General features: G+C 46.7%; 20 protein-coding genes. 14 read left to right on the forward strand and 6 right to left on the reverse strand.

Going from position 1 to position 23,708, the window contains the following annotated elements; all coding sequences use genetic code 11:
- Window positions 1–515: 515 nt before the first annotated feature.
- Window positions 516–1,154 (reverse strand): ribosome hibernation-promoting factor, HPF/YfiA family, encoded by a 639-nt coding sequence (hpf, locus tag NLZ44_RS13540; protein ID WP_493750121.1) that lies wholly within the window; start codon window positions 1,152–1,154, stop codon window positions 516–518.
- 566 nt (window positions 1,155–1,720) lie between these two features.
- Between hpf and lipB the strand changes: the two genes are divergently transcribed.
- On the forward strand, window positions 1,721–2,437 hold the full coding sequence (lipB, locus tag NLZ44_RS13545) for a lipoyl(octanoyl) transferase LipB (protein WP_006620887.1): 717 nt from the start codon (window positions 1,721–1,723) through the stop codon (window positions 2,435–2,437).
- Window positions 2,438–2,476: 39 nt separating this feature from the next.
- On the opposite strand, the gene NLZ44_RS13550 is transcribed toward lipB, so the two are convergent.
- Together NLZ44_RS13550 and NLZ44_RS13555 are read right to left on the reverse strand one after the other, a co-directional pair.
- A complete protein-coding gene (locus NLZ44_RS13550; protein WP_493750122.1) occupies window positions 2,477–5,641 on the reverse strand; it encodes an efflux RND transporter permease subunit in 3,165 nt (1,054 codons plus the stop codon).
- Window positions 5,642–5,661: 20 nt separating this feature from the next.
- Entirely contained in the window at window positions 5,662–6,312 is a 651-nt protein-coding gene (locus tag NLZ44_RS13555; RefSeq protein ID WP_006620884.1) for a permuted SH3 domain-containing protein, read from the reverse strand.
- Between the two features lie 145 nt (window positions 6,313–6,457).
- Between NLZ44_RS13555 and rppA the strand changes: the two genes are divergently transcribed.
- Together rppA and rppB are read left to right on the forward strand one after the other, a co-directional pair.
- Window positions 6,458–7,153 (forward strand): two-component system response regulator RppA, encoded by a 696-nt coding sequence (gene rppA / locus NLZ44_RS13560; protein WP_493750123.1) that lies wholly within the window; start codon window positions 6,458–6,460, stop codon window positions 7,151–7,153.
- Window positions 7,150–8,553 carry a two-component system sensor histidine kinase RppB gene (rppB, locus tag NLZ44_RS13565; protein ID WP_008049228.1) on the forward strand — a complete coding sequence of 468 codons (1,404 nt, stop codon included), beginning with the start codon at window positions 7,150–7,152 and terminating at the stop codon, window positions 8,551–8,553. The genes rppA and rppB overlap by 4 nt, the downstream gene beginning before the upstream one ends.
- 21 nt (window positions 8,554–8,574) lie before the next feature.
- Here the strand turns inward: rppB and NLZ44_RS13570 are convergent, their stop codons facing one another.
- Together NLZ44_RS13570 and NLZ44_RS13575 are read right to left on the reverse strand one after the other, a co-directional pair.
- Window positions 8,575–9,108: a single-stranded DNA-binding protein gene (locus NLZ44_RS13570; protein ID WP_006620881.1), complete on the reverse strand. Its 534-nt coding sequence runs from the start codon at window positions 9,106–9,108 to the stop codon at window positions 8,575–8,577.
- 54 nt (window positions 9,109–9,162) lie between these two features.
- Window positions 9,163–11,691, reverse strand: a complete 2,529-nt coding sequence (locus tag NLZ44_RS13575; RefSeq protein ID WP_048894972.1) for a mannose-1-phosphate guanyltransferase — start codon at window positions 11,689–11,691, stop codon at window positions 9,163–9,165.
- A gap of 231 nt (window positions 11,692–11,922) precedes the next feature.
- Between NLZ44_RS13575 and NLZ44_RS13580 the strand changes: the two genes are divergently transcribed.
- The 10 genes from NLZ44_RS13580 (at window position 11,923) to dnaX (ending at window position 21,132) form a co-directional block, all read left to right on the forward strand.
- Window positions 11,923–12,264 carry a hypothetical protein gene (locus NLZ44_RS13580; RefSeq protein ID WP_369299401.1) on the forward strand — a complete coding sequence of 114 codons (342 nt, stop codon included), beginning with the start codon at window positions 11,923–11,925 and terminating at the stop codon, window positions 12,262–12,264.
- Between the two features lie 153 nt (window positions 12,265–12,417).
- Window positions 12,418–13,443, forward strand: coding sequence for an ABC transporter permease (locus tag NLZ44_RS13585; RefSeq protein ID WP_493750124.1), 1,026 nt, complete (start codon window positions 12,418–12,420; stop codon window positions 13,441–13,443).
- Between the two features lie 417 nt (window positions 13,444–13,860).
- A complete protein-coding gene (gene cpcB, locus NLZ44_RS13590) occupies window positions 13,861–14,379 on the forward strand; it encodes a C-phycocyanin subunit beta (protein WP_317270761.1) in 519 nt (172 codons plus the stop codon).
- Window positions 14,380–14,490: 111 nt separating this feature from the next.
- Window positions 14,491–14,979, forward strand: a complete 489-nt coding sequence (cpcA, locus tag NLZ44_RS13595; RefSeq protein ID WP_006618345.1) for a C-phycocyanin subunit alpha — start codon at window positions 14,491–14,493, stop codon at window positions 14,977–14,979.
- A gap of 182 nt (window positions 14,980–15,161) precedes the next feature.
- Window positions 15,162–15,977 (forward strand): phycobilisome rod-core linker polypeptide, encoded by an 816-nt coding sequence (locus NLZ44_RS13600; RefSeq protein ID WP_493750125.1) that lies wholly within the window; start codon window positions 15,162–15,164, stop codon window positions 15,975–15,977.
- A gap of 108 nt (window positions 15,978–16,085) precedes the next feature.
- Window positions 16,086–16,952, forward strand: a complete 867-nt coding sequence (locus tag NLZ44_RS13605) for a phycobilisome linker polypeptide (protein ID WP_493750126.1) — start codon at window positions 16,086–16,088, stop codon at window positions 16,950–16,952.
- A 45-nt stretch (window positions 16,953–16,997) separates the two neighbouring features.
- Entirely contained in the window at window positions 16,998–17,261 is a 264-nt protein-coding gene (cpcD, locus tag NLZ44_RS13610) for a rod-capping linker protein CpcD (protein ID WP_187758125.1), read from the forward strand.
- A gap of 25 nt (window positions 17,262–17,286) precedes the next feature.
- Window positions 17,287–18,162, forward strand: a complete 876-nt coding sequence (gene cpcE / locus NLZ44_RS13615) for a C-phycocyanin alpha-cysteine-84 phycocyanobilin lyase subunit CpcE (RefSeq protein WP_493750127.1) — start codon at window positions 17,287–17,289, stop codon at window positions 18,160–18,162.
- Window positions 18,159–18,791: a C-phycocyanin alpha-cysteine-84 phycocyanobilin lyase subunit CpcF gene (gene cpcF / locus NLZ44_RS13620; RefSeq protein ID WP_111894377.1), complete on the forward strand. Its 633-nt coding sequence runs from the start codon at window positions 18,159–18,161 to the stop codon at window positions 18,789–18,791. Before cpcE ends, cpcF begins: the two co-directional genes overlap by 4 nt.
- 34 nt (window positions 18,792–18,825) lie before the next feature.
- Window positions 18,826–21,132, forward strand: coding sequence for a DNA polymerase III subunit gamma/tau (gene dnaX / locus NLZ44_RS13625; RefSeq protein ID WP_493750128.1), 2,307 nt, complete (start codon window positions 18,826–18,828; stop codon window positions 21,130–21,132).
- Window positions 21,133–21,201: 69 nt separating this feature from the next.
- Here dnaX and NLZ44_RS13630 read toward each other — a convergent pair whose 3' ends face one another.
- Window positions 21,202–21,327 carry a hypothetical protein gene (locus NLZ44_RS13630; protein ID WP_493750129.1) on the reverse strand — a complete coding sequence of 42 codons (126 nt, stop codon included), beginning with the start codon at window positions 21,325–21,327 and terminating at the stop codon, window positions 21,202–21,204.
- Between the two features lie 104 nt (window positions 21,328–21,431).
- On the opposite strand from NLZ44_RS13630, the gene NLZ44_RS13635 reads away from it, so the two are divergent.
- Window positions 21,432–23,699 carry a heavy metal translocating P-type ATPase gene (locus NLZ44_RS13635; protein ID WP_493750130.1) on the forward strand — a complete coding sequence of 756 codons (2,268 nt, stop codon included), beginning with the start codon at window positions 21,432–21,434 and terminating at the stop codon, window positions 23,697–23,699.
- The last annotated feature ends 9 nt before the right edge of the window (window positions 23,700–23,708 follow it).

Consider the following 23,708-nt stretch of genomic DNA (forward strand, 5'->3'; position numbering starts at 1 on the left):
AAGCTTTATTCCTAGGTTTAATCATATTCTGGTTTTCGATGTTAACAGTGGGTTGGTGACTGACCTTTAGTGAGGTACTCCCGACACTGATGCCAGACTATGGTGCCGGCTTCTCCCACCAGCTCGTGTATTACCACCGCTTATCGGGTTCGAGCCTTTTATAGTGAGTATTCCGCCTAGCCCCACTATCCAATATTTTCTCCAAATGTGACGATAGCAGTCCCCGCTGGTTATAATTGCGCTGGGACATGGTAACACACACCGCACCAATTTATCTGACCCGATCACAATGGAATGGGCTATCTGGAGCGCTGGAGCATAACAATATTTAAGTTTACCCTACTTTTGACTGTTTTATCCAAGGGTGGGTTGATTAATCCCAACTAACTAAGGGCTTGATTCCTCAAACCAAGCCCTCGCGCCGCCTAACTCCCCGGTGACCGGCCCGACAGGCGAAACCCGCCACTAACCCTAATGGGAGTGTCAACTATATTATGTGGCTTCACCTACCTACTTTAAGGAGAGGTCGAAGCCCCTTCTGTCAATTCCGCACCAGTTTTACCATTACTGGTCGGAACGCTACCATTGCGGGGTTGGATGACTCCATAACCACCATGATGCGATCGCTGATAGATTACATTAATCTCATCAGTTTCAGCATTACGGAACATATAAAAATCATGATCAATAAGCTGCAACTGTTCTAATGCTTCTTGAATGCTCATGGGAGGCATGGCAAAATATTTCGTCCGCACCACTTCTTCTGGAAGTTTCACAGTGCGATCGCCAATTAAATCATCAACAATGGGCTTCTGTGCAACCACTTCACCAGTCTTAGGAAGCTGATATTGTTTCGCCATGCGTTTTTCTTTGTACTTACGCAATTGACGAGCAATTTTATCTGCTACTAGGTCAATACTGGCATAGAGATTTTCACTGCTTTCTTGAGCACGAATAACTGTGCCATTGGCATAAATCGTGACTTCAGCAGTTTGTCTTGGATTTATCCGAGGGTTCCGAGCCACAGATAAATGGACATCCACTTCGTTTGTCAATTGCTGAAAGTGACTAACAGCTTTGGCAATTTTCTGTTGTACATACTCGTGAATAGCATCGGTAATTTCAAGATTTTTACCCTGGATAACAAGCTTCATACAGCTCCCTCCCGATCATAGTGTGGGCTTAACTTCACCTTAACATTTTGCATTTCAGAAATGTAATTTCTTTAAAATCCTTTGCATCTCTTGACAATTCTTGATGGGTCAATTCACAGATCATCCTATTCAATCATCCATGATTGTCCAGAATATAACTGGCCGACCTATCACCTGGTTTTTCAGTCGTTCCACAGCGGTAGACTCCGGTTAAGAATTACTTTGATGATGCCCTTTGGTTCCCCCAAAATTAGGAAATTGTCGCAACTTTTTTAGGTGTAGCCTAGCTTTTTACAGTGTTATCGCTACTACTTTGGCTTACTTTTTTAGGTCCATCAAGATCCGCCATGTTTTAGCAGATTTTTTCTGAACCCAAGGTCTGGCAACCTGAGCGGATATCCTATTATGTTACCACAATCTGCTCACCTGATCACCGACAGCCAGACTGACATAAATCTATGTAAAGTTTTGTCAAAAACCTCTTGCTTTTTGGGGTAATTTGTTGTAGAAGTGCTGAAGTTGACCGTCTCCTAATTGCTGTAGTGGATATATAAGAATATTTTACCATGCCCGACGACACTCCTGTTGCTATTGTCGATACTAATGAGGTTTATTGCCAATTTTATAATTTGGGACTAATTTCTTATCAACAGGCTTGGAGATGGCAGCAAGACTTAGTGGCCGATCGCATTAATTGTCCAAATTTAGAGGATATTTTGATTTTATTAGAACACCCGCCCGTTTATACCCTGGGACAGGGGGCTAGTTCTGAATTTCTCAAGTTTGACCCCCATGAGTCTGAATATGAACTGTACAGAGTAGAACGGGGTGGGGAAGTGACCTATCACTGTCCCGGTCAGTTGGTGGGATATCCGATTTTGAACCTGCGACGATATCAAATGGACTTACATTGGTATTTGCGGCAACTAGAAGAAGTATTGATTCGGACAATTAGGGTTTGGGGAATTGAGGCCCAGCGCGTTGAGGGTTTGACAGGGGTTTGGGTGGGGGAAACTAAAGTAGCAGCCATTGGCATTAAGGTGAGTCGCTGGATTACTATGCACGGGTTCGCCTTGAATGTTTGTCCTGACTTAACTGGATTTAAAGCGATCGTTCCCTGTGGTATTTCTGATTTCCCCGTAGGGAGTCTGGCTGAATTAGTCCCGGATATTTCCATCGAGCAAGTCCGGGATGTCCTCGCGGCCTGTTTTGCTGAAGTTTTTGGAGTCACCCTCAAACTTACTCGAGAGGAAAAGGCGCCCGGAACGATCGCCATAACTTGAGCCAAAGGAGCCCCACAAGGGTCTATTCACCCATCAAAACTAAGATTTTGACTGAATTGCTGGGGTAGATGGCTCATGCTTGCGGAAAGTTTCCTCCCATTGATTAGGAGATAGTCGGGGGATTAACCACTTGCCAAACTGGGTATATAAGGCTGGAATGACTAACAGGGTTAAAGCCGTAGAGGTGAATAATCCTCCTAATACCACGATGGCGAGGGGTTGTAGAACTTCATTTCCGGCCCCCTGTGCGATCGCCAACGGTAACATTCCCAGAGCAGAAGTTAAAGCCGTCATCAGGATAGGATTTAACCGCTCTAGGGACCCTTGAGTAATAACCTCTTTTAACAGCATCCCTTGAGCAAACTTCTGGTTGTAGTTATCCACCAACAGCAAACCATTGCGGACAGCCACCCCAAACAGGGTAATAAACCCGATCAGAGAAGCAATGGAGATTACCCCCCCCGTTAAGAGAATCGAGACAATACCACCCACCAAGGCCAGGGGAAGATTGAGCATAATCGCCACAGTTGCCGGGAGAGACTTAACCGAGAAGAACATCAAAATGGCAATCATAATCGCGGCCAGGAGGCTATACCAGACCAGATTATTGGTGGCTTTTTGTTCCGCTTCAAACTGTCCGCCATATTGGATAAAGTAGCCATTGGGTAACTGGACATTTTGGCGGATAGCAGCTTGAATGTCACTCACCACACTGCCTAAGTCTCTTTCCGCAACGTTGGCTGATACGACAATTAAACGAGACACATTTTCCCGATTCACCACATTAGCCCCCATACCATATTCAACTCTAGCCACAGCACTGAGGGGAATAATTTGTCCGGTGGGGGTAGAGAGGGGAATCGCCCCAATGGCATCTAAATTATTGCGTGAGGCGATCGGCAAACCGACGATAATATTAATCAGTTGTTGATTTTCCGGGACTTGGGACACCACTTGACCATTGAGGGCGGTTGCCACGACTTCAGAAATGGCAGCCATAGTTAAACCATAACCAGCCGCCGCCGAGCGGTCATAATGAATTTGAACTTGGCGGATAGGTAATTGAGGTTCTAATTGTAAGTCTACGACTCCCGCAATGGGTTTGATGGCATCGCGGACTTGTTCCCCGACTTGACGCAACTGGACTAAATCGGGGCCAAAAATTTTGACAGCGATCGCACTTCTGACCCCCGATAAAACTTCATCCATGCGGTGAGAAATAAAACCGCCAATATTGGGAGCAACCCCCGGCAATTGCAGAAACTTCTCCCGCAGTTGCTGAACAGCAGCCTCTCGGTCTTCCAGGGCAACATCACTCAACTCTACATCCACATGAGCCATGTTCACCCCCGCCCCATCAGCATCCCCCGGAGCGCGTCCAGCGCGGACTTGTACCCATTCATAAAGGGGATTATCTTGTAGGGATTGAGCCAGAGCCATTCCCGCCCGATTGGTCATCTCCAAAGAGACACCAGGGAATAAAACCATAGAGTTGACCATGGATTTTTCCTGAAATTCCGGCAGGAAAACCCGTCCCAAGGAAGGCACAACGGCTAGAGTAGCCACTAAGGAGGCTAAGGCTAATCCTAAAATCAGTTGGGGAGTCCTCAGAGACAAATTGAGCAGAGGGCGATACCAACTTTCGGCCAAGCGTGAAATAAAAGTGCCTTCCTGGGGGAGTCTATGATGAGCCAATAAAATGGCACAGAGGGCGGGAGAAAGGGTCATGGCGACCAAAGTAGAGGCCGCAATGGAGAGCAAATAAGCCCAACCCATGGGGGCGAAAATTCGCCCTTCTACCCCCGTTAAACTAAAAATGGGGGCAAAGACGACGATGATAATAACCGTGGAAAAAATGACGGCTAAACGGACCTGAACCGAAGTGTCATAAACCACTTGAAAGGGGGGTTTTGGGGTTTCTTGGGTTTGATTCCGCCGTAAACCACGATAGCAGTTTTCCATATCCACAATGGCATCATCGACCACGGAGCCGATCGCCACCACTAGGCCGCCCAGGGTCATAGTATTGATCCCTAACCCCACAGCTTTCATCAACATTAAGCCAATCAGCAGAGACAAAGGAATAGCACTCAGGGTAATGATGGCCGTGCGCCAATTCATTAAAAAGAGCAACATAATCACCGAAACGATGATGATTCCTTGAATCAGGGAGCCGCTAACGTTGCCAATGGCAGAATCAATGAAGTTTGACTGACGGAAAGTGCGTTGAACTTCCACATCAGGGGGAAAGGTAGACTGTAGGGAGTTCATCACCGCTTCCACGGCTTGGGTGACGGTGGGGGTGTCTATATCGGGTTGTTTGTTAATCATCAACACCACCGCCGCCTGTCCGTTAAAGCTGGCATCTCCCCGTTTAAGTGCCGCTCCCGTTTTGACTTCAGCCACATCTTGCAGCAAAATCGGTTCACCGTATTGAACTTTCACCACCGACTGCTGCAAGTCTTCTAGGGTGTTAACCTGTCCGATGCCTCGGATGAGTAACTCTTGACCTCCACCTACGAGAAAACCCCCTGGGGCGTTGGAATTGGCTTCCCTTGCCGCTTCAGTTACTTCAGTAAGGGAGACTTGACGCGATCGCAACAGTTGCGGATCGACCAAAATCTGTTCTTCCCGTTCATCCCCCCCATAAATAGTCACCTGAGACACACCAGGAACCGAGAGAATCTGATTTCTGAGGGTAACATCCACCAAACGGCGTAAATCCATCAGAGACGTTTCTCCCTGACCATTCACCGTAAAGGCATATTGCAGAATCGTTCCCAAAGGAGAGACTAAGGGGGAAATTTCCGGCGGATGAATCCCTTGGGGAAGTTGACTCATCACCTGTTGGAGTCGTTCCGTTACAGCCTGCCGCGCTTGGTAAATATCAGCCTCTTGGTCAAAGACAACATGAACCATAGAGAGTCCCACCTTGGAGGACGAACGCACCAGGGTGACACTGGGTAAGCCATTAACCGCACTTTCAATGGGAACCGTAATCTGAGCCTCTACTTCCTCGGGAGCCAAACCAACCGCCTCAGTTTGGATATCTACTTGAGGGGGAGCAAAGGGAGGGAAAACATCCAAGGGCATTTGCGTGATGCTCAAAAAGCCCCAGATGGTTATGACTATCGCCCCGATAACGATTAACCATCGTTGAGCAATGGAATTTTTTAGGGTCTGATTAAGGATGGTGTTAAACATCGACTAACAATAATCCTCCCTTATTTGTCGGAAAAGAGATTTTTGTTCCGACGACTCCCTGTCCAGAAGAAAATCCCACCGCAGAGGAGCAAAACTCCTCCCCCAACGGTAGCTAAAGTTCCCATCGGAAAGTTATTGCTTGTGGTTTCCGCCAGATTACCCTCAACATCCTGTTCCTGTGGGATACCTTGAGCTTCCGCTTGAGCATGAACTTCATCGGGGGGAGTGGTGGCGGTTTCTGGACTGGGTGCAGTTGCTGCTGTTTGGGTTTTGCGAGATTCAGCATAGAGGGACAAACTACCCTGGGTAACCAGTTGTTCCCCAACGGATAACCCTTCGGTTACTTCGACCCATTCCCCTTCTGCTGTTCCGATTTGCACGGGAACTGGCTCATAAAAATTACCATACAAGACAAAGGCTAACTGTTTCCCATCGGCATCGACTAGGGCGGTCATGGGAACAAGAACGCGGTAACTCCCATCCGCCGCCGGAGCAATGGGGGTAACATTAATCCCTAGGAGGGAATCGGTTTCTGGCTTGACAGGAACCCGATCAATGCCGCCTTCAGCCTGAAACTCATCCCCATGTCCTACATGGGCTAAGGTTAGGGTGGGTGTGCCGAAAATTAAGCTCAGAGCGAACATTGAGCCAATCATAGAAGTTGTGTTCATCAGACCTCCTCACAAAAAATGGGGTTTTATACCAAAGCCTCCCCAGTTTGCCAAAGAAAAGATGAAATCCAGGTGAAATCTCCCCCTTTTTCCTTCGCGGTCTGTTAACCTCGATCGCAGTCGTCTCCCCCTGGCAATTCTCACAATGCGAATCCTGTTAGTCGAAGATGAAGCGGAATTAGGATTGGCCATTAAGCAAGTTCTGGTCAATGAGAAATATATTGTCGATTGGGTAGCCGATGGGATTCAGGCTTGGCATTGTTTAGACAGTCAATGGACAGATTACACGGTGGCGATTATTGATTGGTTATTGCCTCGATTGTCGGGTTTGGAGTTATGCCAACGCATCCGCTCTCACCAGAACCCCCTACCGATTTTGATGTTAACGGCTCTGGGACAACCGGAAAATCGAATTACTGGACTTGATGCGGGGGCTGATGATTATTTAGTGAAGCCTTTTGTGATGGCGGAATTATTGGCTCGTTTACGCGCTCTCCAAAGGCGATCGCCCACCCTCCAACCCAAAACCCTGACTGTAGGCGCATTTATGCTAGATTACGCGAACAATACTATCTGTAATCGACTCACCCAACCCCCAAAAATGATTCCCTTAACGGTCAAAGAATTCCAGATTTTTGCCTATTTAATGCAAAATCCCGATCGCATTATTCCGGGGAGTAAAATCCGCTATCAACTGTGGGATTTAGAGGAGGAACCCATCAGTAATGTGGTGGCGGCGCAAATGCGCTTATTAAGGCGAAAATTAGCCAGTTATGACTGCGGGTGTCCCATTGAAACCATCCGAGGTCAGGGTTATCGTTTTAATACCTCCCCGCGATGAATAGCTATCAACTGTTTCGCCATAGCAGAATCCGTCTGGCGCTTTGGTATGCGTTAGTGATGGGTGGGATTTTGGGCTTATCGGGGTTTGGGGTGTATCGCTCTCTGATTCAGTCGAATTGGACAGCGATGGAACGGGAAATGGAATCAATCGCCGGGACACTTCATGATAGCTTAGAACCCATGCTCCCTCAATCGGGAGAGCCAACAGGTATCCTACGACAAATTTTTCCCGATTTATGCCTACAAGGACAACCTTGTAACCATCACCCCACCTTAATTCAGCGTCATACTATTGGCATTAGCGATCGCAGTACCTACTATATCCGGGTGTTCAATCATCGCGGTCAACTTTTAGCCTTTTCCCCAAATCACCCTCTCCCCTTACCCCAAACCCTAAACCCCACACCTTGGCAAACCTTTCGCAGTGCGAGAGGGACGCGCTACCATCAATTCACTACCATTCTCCACAGTGGCAAGGTTAATCCTCAAACGCCAATGCACTTAGATTCCTCTTGGGGATATATCCAAATTGGACGCACTTTAGCGACGTTTGATGCAGAAGTTAATCGAATGAGGTGGATTTTAGGTTTAGGGTTTCCCTTGGCGTTAGGTTTAGTCGTGGTGGCTGGTTGGTGGCTTTCTGGATTAGCGATGGGGCCTATTTACCAATCCTATCAACAGCAACAACAGTTTACCGCCAATGCTGCCCATGAACTGCGCTCTCCCCTCGCGACTCTTTTAGCAACTATTGAGGCTATTTTACGGGTTCCCCCATCAAATCCCCAGCAAATGCAGGCGATGCTACAAACCCTTGAACGACAGGGACGACGTTTAAGCCATTTAATCGCCGATTTATTATTTCTCAGTACCTTGGAACATCACACATCTAGCCAAATCTTTAAACCCTGTTGTTTAAATGATTTAATTCATGATTTAACTGAAGAATATGCAGAATTTGCAACTCTGGCGGAAATTAATCTAATGCCAGAAGTTCCTGCTGAGGAAATTTATGTGTTAGGTAATGAATCTCAGCTTTATCGTTTAGTGTCGAATTTAATCGCTAATGCCATTCAATATACGCCTAAAGCAGGGGAAGTGGTGGTGAGTTTAATGGTGCGCGATCGCACGGCTTTAATTACAGTCCAAGATACAGGGATTGGCATGGCCGTAGCAGCCCAAACTCGAATTTTTGAGAGATTTTATCGGGTGGATAGCGATCGCTCTCGCCCAACTGGGGGAACCGGATTAGGACTAGCCATAGCACAGGCGATCGCTTATCATCATCAAGCATCTCTGACGGTCAAAAGTGAACTGGGAAAAGGCAGTTTATTTACCCTGCAATTTCCTTGTATAGCAGAACCCAAGTTGCTTAAAAACTTCCCCTCTCTGAAACGGTGAGTCTTTCAAGGGGATTTGAGATTAGAAGGGAATCGGATCGTCATCACCCGGAGTATCTGATTGAGATGGTTCAGGGTTAGGAGTAACGGGAGAGCGAGTTTCCGGTGCATCATATTCTAATCCAGAGGTTGGGGGATTAGGGCTCGTGCGGTTACGACTACCAAGGGGGACCACATTACTCGGGGCGGAACTGGGGGCGGAACTGGGGGCGGAATGAGTGTTGATCGGGGTTTCTGGGTTGCCAGATATCAAACTACTGATAGTATAAATCCGCGTCGCGACCAATTCGGCTCGCTTCTCTTTAAAGCCTTCGGGTCTTTCCACCACGTTCATCCCCAAGCGACCTTCGATGAGTACACAATCACCCACATGATAGTTTTGTCCAATTTCTTGGGCTGTATTTCCCCACCCAATTACTTTTAAGTGTGATGGGGGGTCATTGGGTCGGTTACTGCTGAACTCGACTAACATTTCGGCAATGGGTATTTGATTATCGGCTGTGTAGCGCAGTTGTGGTTCCTGAATAATTTTCGCGGTCAAAATACAGCTATTCATGCAAATTATATCTCTTGAAAACAGTAGGTTACAGCTAGTTATCGAGAATCAGGGCTAATAGTCTTCTCGGTTCATACCTTGAACTTGATTTACAAAATCTTGTACCATATTTCGGTATTCTCTGAGGGTAGCATCAGCCCAATCTCGATCGTCGCTGTTGGCATAGATATGGATTAGGGGTTCTCCAGCATCAGGAAGAATCAAAATCCAATTATCGTCTTGGTAGTTAATGAGTTTGACTCCATCGATCAATTCTAAGTTTTCTGGCGCATGGGTTTCTACTAGATGTCGCATGAGTGCACCTTTGACAGACCAAGGACAACGAACAGTATAGCGACGGTGTATGACATGGGGGAGATCGGTGCGAATTTGACCGAGCGATCGCTCCTGTGTGGTCAGAATTTCAATCATTTTGGCAATCGAGAACATGGCATCAAAACCGGGGTGCATTTGGGGGAAGATGAACCCCATATCACCACTACCGCCGAGTACGACATTAGGATGAGCTTGACAGGCTTCCATTAAAGCCGTGGGGTTGGCTTTAGTGCGGATAACTATGCCATCGTGTCGTCGGGCGATTTGTTCCACGGCGGAGGAGGCTTGAACGGGTACTACCACCGTGCTTCTGGGGTGAGCGGTCAGAACCATAGTCACCATGAGGGCGGTTAGTTCTTCTCCCCGAATCAGGCTACCACTTTCATCTACCAAAATGAACTGTTCGCCATTTGCATAGACTTGAACCCCGAAGTTAGCTCTGAGGGCTTCAACTACCCGGCCTAGTTGATCCAGTAGATTTTCGCGATCGCTTGGGGAAATAGCAATTTGATTTAGACTAGCATTGAGGACCACCGCATCGCAACCAAACTTAGCAAGTAGGCGGGGTAAAAGGGCTCCCGACACTGCATAGACATAATCTATGACCACTTTAGCATTGCTGTGGCGCAGCCCATCGATATTGAGGTGTCTTTCAAAAGCCGTGCGGTAGGTGTCGATCACCTCGCTGGGGTAAGTCATGTTACCAATTTCCGCCACCCCGGCGCGTCGCAGGTCTTCTTTGAAGTAAGCACCTTCGATTTTTTTCTCTTTAGCTTTGGTGATGTTAATGCCTTTGTTGTCGAGAAATTCAATCAGAATCTGATCCGAGCGATCTGGAGATAGACGCACATGAATACCGCCCACAACAGTGAGCTTACGAATCACCGTGCGGACTACCGGAATGGCTGTATCTTCTAGGTTAAGGACATTGACTCCCACGGACATCAAGCCAGAAATTAGCGATCGCGTTACCATCCGAGAAATGCGGCGTTGGTCACGGGATACCGCCACCGTAGCCACTTGTTTAAGGGTTGACCCGTAGGCTGCTCCCAATTTAACCGCAAATTCCGGTGTAATATCAATGTTAGCCAGTCCGAGAACTCCCCGTTGACCGAAAAGGTTACGCCTAGCCGTGTTTCCCCAAATTAAGTTAATGTTGAGGGTAGCGCCCGATTCAATTTTTTTGCTAGGCCAAACCCGGACATTGGGGCTGATCAGGCTTTCTTCTCCTACCGTAGATAACGAGCCGACCACTGACCCCTCTAGGACATGGGCGCGGCGGTCTACCCTTGCTCCTCTAGCAATCACACAGGCGCGTAAGTGTACATCTTCACCGATAATGGCTCCGTTCCAAACAATCGGGCGTTTAAGGTTGGCATCACTCCCTATGGTGACATTATCTCCGAGGATGGTTCCCGCTTCTATATGCGCTCTAGCTGCAATTCTACAGTTATTACCAATAATCACAGGGGCTTCAATGCGGGCATAATCATCGATATAGGTGTTTTCACCGACCCAGACTCCTGGCGATCGCTCTCGCACGTGAAAATCTAGCTTAACTTTCCCCCGTAGTGCATCATATTGGGATTCACGATAGGCTTCTAAGTGACCCACATCGCACCAGTAACCCTCTGCAATAAAGCCATACATGGGAACCCCTTTTTCTAATAACAGCGGAAAAAGGTCGTTAGAAAAATCGCATTCTTGATTAGGGGGCAAATATTCCAGCACTTCCGGTTCTAGGACATAGATTCCCGTGTTGACCGTATCGGAAAATATTTCGCTAGTCGAGGGTTTTTCTAAAAACCGCTTGATGCGTTGATTTTCGTCCGTAATCACCACCCCAAAATCGAGAGGGTTGGGAACCCGGGTTAATATCAACGTAGCTTTCGATTGTTGGGAAGTGTGAAACTTAACCGCCGCGCTGAGGTCAAAATCAGTTATGCTATCGCCGCTGATCACTAAGAAGGTACTGTCTAGGAGTTCGGCAATGTTTTTCACACATCCTGCAGTTCCCAGGGGTTGATCCTCTTCCACCGAATAGGTGATTTGAACGCCAAAGTCGCTGCCATTATGGAAGTATTCCCGCATGATGTCCGGTAAATAGTGCAGGGTAGCGATAACTTCCTGGAAATGGTGCCGCCTCAGTAGGTTAATGATATGTTCCGCAATGGGGCGATTCAGTATGGGCACCATTGGTTTGGGTAAATCACAGGTAAGAGGTCTGAGTCGTGTTCCTGACCCCCCAGCCATCAGCACTGCTCTCATAGTTCCTCCTGGCGACTTATTAAAGACAATATTAAACTTTTTCGGCTAATATTTAGCTTTTCTTTAGATTCATTTTGGTTTTGCGGACCGAATGCTGCCAAATATGAGATTTTTATTAATTTAGCCGAAAAATTCGAGTGTACAGGGCTAGATTGTATTTAATTTTACCCCTTTATGGGCAGCTTAGTTGATATAACTAAGTTCCATTTCACAGATGATTTGGAGGCAAGTATGCAATACACATTTAACTTGGTGGGAGTTTCTCCAATTCTTTCGTTTTTTTACCAGCAACAGCAGCAACAGGAACAACAGACCAGCGGCATTGAATATCTGGGCCATCGTCAGTGTACCCTGGATATGTTTCTTGAGTCAGTGGAAATGGTGGCATCCAAGCGAGGATGGCAATGCGATCGCGTTGTGGATACCGTGATTAATTTTTGGATGAATAATTCTGAGAGTATCCAGTATTGGAAAGGCCGACTGGAGGATGCTGGTCACGAGAATTTGCTAGTGGCGCGGGTGGCTGATTTAAAGTCTTTGCGGACTAGTTTTGAGTCGTTACTTGATGCTTAATTGGTAGATGGGTCGTGGCGGGTGGTTTGAGGAAAAACAGAAAAAACCCGCCCGGTAATAGTCCCACATAAATACTGAACTATTGATATGATTTTTGATCGCACTCTTGAGGTAGTTTGCTGATGGGTGCGAGTTGTTTCGTGGCTTGATCTGATGTCTCGTGCTAAAGCGCTGCAATTTTATGTGATTACTCGGCTGTTGTTGGCCCCGCTGATGTTGTGGACGATTACTTCCGTCGTGTTTCTGTTGTTGCGGGCGACACCCGGTGATCCAGTAGATGCTATTCTTGGCCCTAGAGCGCCTAGTGCGGCTAAGGAAGCCTTGCGATCGCAGTTGGGTTTGGGGGGGTCCTTGCTAGAACAATATATAAGTTATATGGGCGCTCTACTGCGCTTTGATTTGGGCACTTCTATAACTACTCAAGGACAGTCCGTCTGGCAGATTATTGGTGATCATTTTCCCGCTACCGTCGAATTAGCAGTTTTTAGTATGTTGGTCGCCCTCGTCGTCGGAATTACTGTCGGGGCTGTGGCTGCTTTTAAGCCTAATACTATTTGGGACACTGGGGGACGCTTATTTGGAATTATTACTTATTCGGTTCCCGCTTTTTGGGCGGGGATGCTGTTGCAGTTGATTTTTGCCGTGTGGTTGGGCTGGTTTCCTTTGGGGACCCGTTTTCCGGTGACTGTGACTCCTCCTCCTAGTTATACCGGACTTTATACCGTTGATAGTTTGTTGAGTGGCAATTTCGGCGCTTTCTGGACGACTATATATTATCTGTGTCTACCCTGTGTGACTTTGGGCATTTTGCTGAGTGGCATTTTCGAGCGCATTGTCCGGGTGAATTTGAGACAAACTCTACAAGCTGATTATGTCGAGGCGGCGCGGGCGCGGGGGGTCTCCGAGTTACGGATTTTGCTGGCTCATGCTCTCAAAAATGCCATGATTCCCGTGATTACCGTTTTGGGGCTGACTTTTGCCGCTTTGTTGGGAGGGGCGATTTTAACTGAGGTCACTTTTTCTTGGCCGGGATTAGCCAATCGCTTGTATGAGGCTATTCGTCTGCGAGACTATCCCACAGTCCAGGGAGTGGTCGTGTTTTTGGCCGTGATTGTGGTGACCGCTAGTTTGGCGATCGATATTTTGAATGCTTGCATTGACCCCCGGATTCGCTATTAATTCCTTCTCAGAAAATATACTTAGTTATTAATACTTAGTAACTTTTGAAGAGACTTTAATGCCAATTGGATACGTTTCTTAATAAATTTTAACAAACTAAAGGGCGTTGGCAGTGTATAAATGATATTTGAAGGGGTGAGAAGGAAGACGAATGTTGGTTTATGAAGTTTAATTAACATTTCGTGTCAAAATATTAAATTCTTCTCATAAACCGTGTACAATCTTCTAAGATTTCTGAAAGTGTTCTAGGACACCAACTCAGAAATGAATCGCCGGGCCATAGTCAAGGCCATAGTCGGTGGTTCGCCCCGGAAGGGGTCCTAGGAGATGGCACCGATGGATTGATTGTAAAGATCATTCATGGTGTGTCGAATCCCAAGCTAACTCTAAGCAAGTCAACAAGTAGGAGATAAGTCCATGTTTGATGCCTTCACCAAGGTGGTTTCTCAGGCTGATACTCGCGGCGAAATGCTGAGTACAGCTCAAATCGATGCTCTGAGCCAAATGGTTGCTGAAAGCAACAAACGTTTGGATGCCGTTAACCGCATTACTGGCAACGCTTCCACCATCGTTTCTAATGCTGCTCGTTCTTTGTTTGCAGAGCAACCCCAACTGATTGCTCCCGGTGGAAACGCCTACACCAGCCGTCGTATGGCTGCTTGCTTGCGTGACATGGAAATCATCCTGCGTTATGTAACCTACGCTGTGTTCGCTGGCGACGCAAGTGTTCTCGAAGATCGTTGCTTGAACGGTTTGCGTGAAACTTACCTGGCTTTGGGAACTCCCGGTTCCTCCGTTGCTGTCGGTGTTGGCAAAATGAAAGAAGCTGCTCTGGCGATCGTTAACGATCCCGCAGGTATCACTCCTGGTGATTGTAGCGCTTTGGCTTCAGAAATCGCTGGTTACTTTGATCGTGCTGCTGCTGCAGTTTCCTAATTAAGCAGCTCCATAGCATATAACAATTGAAACAGTTTAGCTGAAGTCTAAGTTACTTGACTTCTGTTTGTTACCTAATTTTTTGTAAACCAATCGGGAGATAACTCGAGAATGAAAACCCCCCTAACCGAAGCAGTTTCTATCGCTGATTCCCAAGGTCGTTTCCTAAGCAGCACCGAAATCCAAGTAGCTTTTGGTCGTTTTCGTCAAGCCAAAGCTGGTCTGGAAGCTGCTAAAGCTTTGACCTCCAAATCTGATAGTCTGATCAGTGGTGCTGCCCAAGCAGTGTACAACAAGTTCCCCTACACCACCCAAATGCAGGGGCCTAACTACGCGGCAGACCAACGCGGTAAGGACAAATGTGCTCGTGACATCGGCTACTACCTGCGGATGGTAACTTATTGCCTGATTGCTGGTGGAACTGGCCCCATGGATGAGTACCTGATTGCCGGTATTGATGAAATCAACCGGACTTTCGAGCTTTCTCCAAGCTGGTACATTGAAGCCCTGAAATACATCAAAGCTAACCACGGTTTGTCTGGTGACGCTGCTGTTGAAGCTAACTCCTACCTCGACTACGCGATCAACGCCCTGAGCTAGGTCCTTTTTTGCGTTGCCCGGAACGGTAAATAGCTGTTAGCAATTGGGTTATCAGTTATTTAGCAGTCCGGGCATCTTTTATTAAAGCGGGATGAGCTTGGTGGAATCGGTATCCGAGATTACCTAACCGATTAAAAAGAGTTTTTTCTCTATAAAGTCAAAAAATCGGGAGAAGATTAATAATGGTTGGTTTAGCAGAAGCAAGTCGTCTAGGAATCAGAGCTTTTGAAGAGTCTGAACGAGTGGAACTGCGCCCGAACTTCACCGAGAGTGATGTGCAAGCTGTAATTTTGACTGCATATCGTCAGGTGATGGGTAATGAACATCTGATGCAACGGGAGCGCTTAACGAGTGCTGAGTCTTTGTTGCGCCAGGGTGAAATTACGGTGCGGGATTTTGTGCGAGCATTAGCTGTTTCGGAACTGTACCGGAAAAAGTTTTTTTATGGCAATAGCCAAGTTCGGTTTATTGAACTGAACTATAAGCATTTGCTGGGTCGGGCTCCTTATGATGAGTCAGAAATCGCGTTTCACGTTGACCTGTATAACGAGGAAGGCTACGAGGCTGAGATTAATTCTTACCTCGATTCTCCTGAGTATTTGGAGAGTTTCGGTGAAAATGTAGTTCCTTACTACCGTGGTTTTGCTACCCAACGGGGTCAGTGGACTGTGGGATTTAACCGGATGTTCCAACTTTACCGGGGATACGCGAATAGCGATCGCGCCCAAAACCAAACCCAAGGACGTTTAACTTGGGAAGTAGCTCGCAATACGTCTTCGCCAATTTCTCCAGCCGGTAGCGGACAAGCTCTGGTGGGGGCTAATGGTGGCTCGCGCGGTCAATTGTATCGTGTGGTAGTAGTACAAAAGCCCACACAGTTGACACCGAGAATGCGTAGAGCCACAGTAGAGTACACAGTAGCCTACGAGCAACTTTCAGGACAGTTGCAGCGGATCAACCGCATGGGCGGACGGGTCATCAGCGTGACCCCTGCTTAGAACAGCAAGTTGTTAACTGTTAACCAGTTAATAACAATAGCATAATCAAGTTAGATTGTCTAGGACTAAATCCGCAAGTAATTCGGTTGTGATCATAGGAGGATTTTAGTGGCCATTACAACCCAAGCGTCTCGGTTAGGGACAACAGCTTTCCAGGAGAGTTCTCTGGTAGAGTTGCGTCCCAATTGGAGTCGTGACAATGCCCAAGAGGTAATTCGTGCGGTATACCGTCAATTACTGGGTAATGATTATCTGATGAGTTCTGAGCGCCTCACGAGTGCGGAGTCACTGTTGTGCGATGGTAGCATCACAGTACGGGAGTTTGTGCGGTGTGTGGCGAAGTCAGAGCTTTATAAAAAGAAATTCTTTTACCCGAATTTCCAGACCCGTGTAATTGAACTAAATTACAAACACCTGTTGGGTCGGGCTCCCTATGATGAGTCAGAGGTGGTTTTCCACTTAGACTTATACCAAAACGAAGGGTACGATGCCGATATCGATTCTTATATTGATTCTCCAGAATATCTGGAGAGCTTCGGCGAAAATATTGTTCCCTACTACCGTGGTTTCGAGACTCAGCGGGGACAGAAAACGGTTGGTTTTACCCGGATGTTCCGCCTATATCGGGGTTATGCTAATAGTGATAGCGCTCAAGGTGAAGGCACTATGTCTCGTCTGGCGCAGGAACTAGGTGCTAACCGCGCTTCTGTGGTAGTGGCTCCTTCTGGGGATTCGGATGGTTGGTCCTATCGTCCATCTGGACAGAGTGTGGCTCCTAGCACTGGATTCAGCCAAGGTGGAGTTCTGCAAGCGGGACGGACTTACCGTGTAGAGGTTTCTGGAATCCGTGAGCGCCGTTATCCCAGAGTACGTCGTTGCAGTAAGGCTTTTATTGTTCCTTATGAGCAGCTTTCGGCACAACTGAGGGAAATTCAGCGCCAAGGTGGCACAATTGCCAGCATTGCGCCTATTTAGAATGGCAAGAGAAAACTTGATAGTTTTGGGAGATTAATAGGGACAATGTTGGGTTACATCAGTGCCGGAAAAATGGGGAGTAGTCCTTCGGGCGCTCGCTTCTTTAAATATGAAGTGGCGGGAATGCGTCAGAATGACGAAACCGACAAGACAGAATATCAGATTCGCTCGAGTGGGAATCAATTTGTAATTGTTCCTTACAATCGGATGAATCAGGAAATGCGGCGGATTAACCGCATGGGTGGTAAAATTGTTAGCATTGAGCCGATGACTACCGATAATACGGTGTCTGAAGCTGAGGGCGAATAATTTAGACCATTCAATTCTGATTTTCATGCAGGATTCTGAATCAAAAACCCCAGGTGCATCCCCCCTAGTGGGCGCAGATAATGCGCCTTTAACTGGGGGAGAAGCTGAAGGGGGTGATGCTTGGACAGTAGAACAGGCGATCGCCGCCCTAAACCATCAAGAACCAAATCGTCGCTATTATGCGGCTTGGTGGTTGGGGCGTTTTCGTGTGTGTGATGCGATCGCAGTTGATGCGTTAATTAGGGCTTTGGATGATGAGTCCGATCGCACTAAGGACGGGGGCTATCCTTTACGGAGAAATGCGGCTCGGGCTTTGGGTAAATTGGGCGATCGGCGCGCGGTGACTCCCCTAGTCAAATGTTTAGATTGCCAAGATTTTTATGTGCGGGAAGCGGCGGCTCAGGCTTTAGAAGGTCTGGGAGACTCTAGCTGTGTTTATGCTTTGCGTGGGTTATTGGTGGGTGGAGTAGAAGATACTGCACCGATAGCGGGTAAACCCCATTTAAAACAGCCTTATGACGCAGTAATTGAAGCCATAGGAACTCTGGGCGCAACTGAGGCGTTAACTGATATTGAACCTTTCATAAACCATCCGATCGCTAGAATACAGTATGCGGCTTTAAGGGCTATGTATCAGCTTACGGGTGATCCGGTTTATGGCGATCGCTTAATTGCAGCTTTGCGGGGGGAAGATTTACAATTGCGACGCAGTGCTTTAATGGATTTAGGGGCGATCGGATATCTTCAGGCGGCCGAACCTATAGCCAACACCCTAGCTGAAAATAGCCTGAAACTAATTGCTTTACAGGGAATTCTGGAACACCATCTCAGTCAAATTGGGGAAAAATGCCTATCTGAAGAGGCAGTTAAAATCATGAAGCTGATGGATTCTCTATTATGACAAAGGTTGAGGAACTAATTTTAGCGGTGGAACAGGCGGACTCTGCTGGAAAACTGATAGGCGCGGTGTCACAATTGGCCGCGACTGGTTCTGTGGATGCAGTACCCATGTTAATTCGTGTTTTGGGTTATAACAACCCTGGCGCGGCGGTGGCTGCAGTTGAGGGATTGATAGCCATTGGTAAACCTGCTGTGGTTGGTCTACTAGAGAGGTTAGATGGTTATAACTATGGTGCTAGGGCTTGGGCGGTTCGCGCTTTGTCTGGTATTGGTGATCCTAGGGGTTTAGATGTTTTGCTGGAGGCGGCGGGTAGTGATTTTGCTCTGAGTGTGCGTCGTGCTGCGGCGCGGGGTTTGGGAGCAATTCGCTGGGAGGATATGTCACCAGAAGCAGTCTCTGAGGCTAAGGAAAGAACCCTAAAAACTCTGCTGCATACTTCTGAAGATACGGAATGGATCGTTCGTTATGCAACGGTTGTGGGTTTGGAAGGTTTGGCGGCTTCTGAGGTGGATAAACCCCATTGGTTTACACAGGTTTCGCAAAGGTTGGAGGGGATGGTTAATAATGATGAAACTCCGGCGGTTTCTGCTAGGGCTAGTCTGGCTAGGATGAACTTAGGGATTAGTTAATAATTAGTTGCTTTTGGGATGTTGAGATTATACCGTGACCTACGAACCGCTTCACCACAAATATCGTCCCCAAACTTTTGCAGATCTGGTGGGTCAAGAGGCGATCGCTCAAACTCTGACTAATGCGATCCGATCGCGGCGTATTGCTCCGGCTTATTTATTTACAGGTCCGAGGGGTACTGGTAAAACTTCTAGTGCGCGGATTTTAGCGAAATCTCTTAACTGTCTACAAACTTCTAACCCGACAGAAACTCCCTGTGGTATTTGCGAGGTCTGTCGGGGTATCACTACGGGAGCAACTTTAGATTTTGTGGAGATTGATGCTGCTAGTAATACGGGGGTTGATCATATCCGGGATTTAATTGAACGGACGCAGTTTTCCCCGGTTCAATGTCGCTATAAGGTCTATGTAATTGATGAATGTCTGACGGGTGATGCTCTGATTTTAAGCGATCGCGGATGGCTGAGAATTGATGATCCGACTCTCCAAGAATGTCGAGTTCTTAGTTATAATGAGTCTACTCAACAATGGGAATGGCAGCAGGTTTTACGCTGGCTTGACCAGGGGGTTCGTGAGACTTGGAAAATTAAAACCTTTCAGACGGAGATTAAATGCACTGGCAATCATCTGATTAGGACAGATAAAGGCTGGATAAAAGCGGCAAATATTACCCCCAAAATGAAGATATTATCACCGGAAATTGATGTGGCTATCAATACGGGATTACAAGAGGTAAAATCTATCGAAAAGTTAGGGGTTAATCATGTCTATGATATTGAGGTAGAACATAATCATAATTTTGTGGCGAATGGTCTGCTAGTTCACAATTGCCATATGTTGAGTACAGCGGCTTTTAATGCTTTACTGAAAACCCTAGAAGAACCACCTGATCGGGTGGTGTTTGTCCTGGCGACTACAGACCCTCAACGGGTTCTCCCGACGATTATTTCTCGATGTCAGCGCTTTGATTTTCGGCGCATTCCTTTACAAGCCATGGCGACTCATTTAGAAACTATCGCCGCCAAGGAAAACATTGCTATTACACCGGAAGCGGTGATGATGGTGGCTCAAATTGCTCAAGGGGGATTAAGGGATGCGGAAAGCCTGTTAGACCAATTAAGTTTACTGTCAGGTGAAATTACGGTTGAACGGGTTTGGGACTTGGTTGGGGCTGTTCCTGAACGGGATTTGATGACATTATTAGAGGCGATCGCAGAGGGTAAAGCGACGGCAATTTTAGACCAAACCCGCGAGTTACTGAACCGGGGTCGAGAACCTTTAATTGTGCTGCAAAATCTGGGGGAATTTTACCGAGATTTATTAATCGCCAAAACCGCACCAAATCGCCAGGATTTAGTGAAACTTACTCAACCGACTTGGGAAAGTTTATGCGCCTTTTCCCAACGCTGGGAACATGAAATTATCCTGGCTGGTCAAAAACATCTCCGCGATAGCGAGGTACAGATTAAAAATACCACTCAGCCGCGTTTATGGTTGGAGGTGACTTTATTAGGGTTATTACCGGAGGCTTTGCGTCCTCAAACGGTATCTACGGGGGTGGTAAATGTGCAGCCTCAGCCTATCTCAAATCAGCCTACCTCAAAAATGAGGTCACAGCCTGTTTACAAGCCTCCTGCGCCTGCTCAACCTGTCTCACAAGCTGTTTCTGTGCCGGATGCACCCCCGCCGCCACCCCCGCCGCCACAGCCTACTACTGCTAATCAAGAGGAAGCAGTAAACTATAGTCTGGAGGAACTTTGGGAACAGATACTTAGTGCGATCGAACAATTGGGAACTCAGGCTTTGATGCGTCAACATGGCTGTTTGCGATCGCACCATGGTAATGTAGTCTGTATCGGGCTTAAATCCAATCCATTATTGAAAATTGCCCAGGCGAAAATCTCTAGTTTAGAAGTTGCTTGTCAGAAGGTTTTTAATACTAAAATTCAGGTAAATTTAGAAGTGGGAATGGGGGCAGTTTCTCCTGGGGTTGAACCCGAGAAAAAACCGATATCTGAGAGGGTACAATCGCCGCCACCCCCACCACCAGAACCCCCGCCACCTACTAGGGAACCAGAAACTGAGAAACCGCCGGAATTAACAACTCCTAAAATTGAGGATATTTCAGTTAAAGTAGCTGATAATGACAATAATTCTCCGGTTGATGATGTGGCTATGGCGGCTGAAAAACTGGCAGAGTTTTTTGATGGGGAAATTATCCCTTGGTATCCCGAAAATACACAGGTGACAACTGTTTCTTCTTCTTCTGTAGCATTGGAGGATACCATAGAGTTTTATTCTCCAGAAGATGATGACAGTGAAGATGATGTACCCTTTTAAGTCTTACTGGAAAAACCCGATTTCTTGACACTGTTGAATAAAAAATCAAGCGTATAGCCATAGTTACCCCTAGAGATAAGGATAAGCGATCGCCATAAGTTTGTCAAGAGGTTTGGGAGAAACTCGGTTTTTTTGAGAGATGCTTAGAAACCCGGTTTCTGGGAGAAACCGGGTTTCTTTAGAAGCGATCGCCATAAGTTTGTCAAGAGACTGGGAGAAACTCGGTTTTTTGGTTGACTCTCCAGTTCACAGGAGACTTTAAAATCAAGGTATAAAATTGTCAAAGGTAAATTTTCGCTATGAAAACCACTCATTTACAAGTGGGGGGGATGAGTTGTGCATCCTGTGCATCCCGCATTGAAATAGTAGTGAATAGACTTGATGGAGTTAATCAATGTCAAGTTAACTTTGGTGCTGAACAAGCTGCTATAGATTATAACCCAGAAGCGGTCAGTTTAGAGGTAATTGAACAAGCGATTTCTGACGCTGGATATACAACCAAACCTTTAGGGGGTTTAGGAAACTTAGAAAAGCCGGGAGAATCCGAGAGTGATGCCGAGGAAAAAGCACTAATTAAGAAGGTGGCATTTTCGGGATTTGTGAGTTTATTCTTGATGATTGGTGGCTTACCAATGATGACAGGTTTAGACATCCATTTTATACCGGGTTGGCTGCATGATCCCTGGCTGCAATTAGTGTTAACTACTCCGGTGATGTTTTGGTGTGGTCAAGGTTGTTTCACGGGTGCAATTAAAGGATTTAAGCAGCGTAACGCCGACATGAATACTCTAACTTCGATTGGTACGGGTGTGGCTTATGTTTACTCGGTGTTTGTGACGTTATTTCCTAATGTTTTGTTGAGTCAGGGATTGAGTGCCGATGTTTTTTATGAGTCGGCGGCGATGATTATTGCGTTGGTTTTAGTGGGGAGATGGTTAGAACATCGCGCCAAAGGGAAAATGTCAGAAGCTATCAAAAAATTAATAGGATTACAGGCAAAAACTGCTCGTGTAGTTCGTAATGGTAAGGAGGAAGATATCGCGATTGAATTGGTGAAGGTTGGGGATATTGTGATAGTTCGTCCTGGGGAAAAAATCCCGGTTGATGGAGAGATAATCGAAGGGCGATCGACTGTAGATGAATCGATGGTGACGGGGGAAAGTGTCCCGGTAGAAAAGCAGATTGGTGATGAAGTGATTGGGGCGACAATTAATAAAACTGGTAGCTTTAAGTTTACGGCTGCACGGGTGGGAGAAGAAACTGTTTTGGCGCAAATTGTGCAGTTAGTAAGACAGGCGCAAGGTGCAAAAGCACCGATTCAAACATTAGCAGATAAGGTAACTAGCTGGTTTGTACCGGCAGTGATAGCTATAGCGATCGCCACTTTTATTGTCTGGTTTAATTGGACGGGAAATATTACCCTAGCTATAGTGACTATGGTAGGTGTATTAATTATCGCTTGTCCTTGTGCGTTGGGATTAGCGACTCCGACTTCGGTAATGGTCGGGACGGGTTTAGGTGCGGAACATGGTATTTTAATTAAGGGTGGAGACAGCCTAGAATTAGCGCACAAAATCCAGACTATAGTTTTAGATAAAACGGGAACTTTGACGGAAGGTAAACCGAGAGTAATTAATTATATCACTGTGGGAGTAACCACTAATAATCATGAGTTAAAACTGCTGCGGCTGGTGGCGGCGGTGGAAGCCAAATCCGAACATCCTTTGGCTGAAGCGATTGTGGAATATGCGAAATCTCAGGAGGTGGAATTACCTTTACCGGAAGTAGTGGAATTTGAGGCAATGCCGGGAATGGGTGTACAGGCTAAGGTGTCCGATCGCTTAATTCAAATTGGTACTTCTATATGGATGGAAGAATTGGGGATTGATACGAGTATTTTTAAGGAAAAACAAGGAAGTTGGGAAACCCAAGCACAAACGACGGCTTGGATTGCTAGTGATGGCGAAATAGAGGGATTATTGGGGATTGCAGACAGTCTAAAACCTGCTTCCGTAGCAGCGGTAAGGGCTTTAAAATCGATGGGATTACAGGTGGTAATGGTAACGGGAGATAATCAGAAAACTGCGGAAGCGATCGCCGAACAGGTAGCTATAGATAGGGTATTTGCACAAGTGCGTCCCGACCAGAAATCAGAGATTATTAAATCCCTGCAACAAGAGAGGCTTAAAAGCTCTCAAAAACAGGCGATTGTGGCAATGGTGGGAGATGGAATTAATGACGCGCCAGCTTTAGCGCAAGCTGATGTAGGAATGGCGATCGGGACGGGAACTGATGTAGCGATCGCCGCCGGAGATATTACTTTAATTTCGGGAGATTTACAGGGGATTGTGACGGCGATTAAACTGAGTCGTGCTACCATGAAGAATATCCGCCAAAATCTGTTTTTTGCCTTTTTCTACAATACAGCCAGTATCCCCCTCGCTGCTGGAGTTTTATTCCCGCTAACCAATTGGTTACTTAATCCTATTATAGCCGGGGCGGCGATGGCTATGAGTTCCGTTTCTGTGGTTACCAATGCGTTAAGATTGCAGCGAACTCGGTTATAGAAACAAATC

This window comes from Arthrospira sp. PCC 9901 (assembly GCF_059013425.1).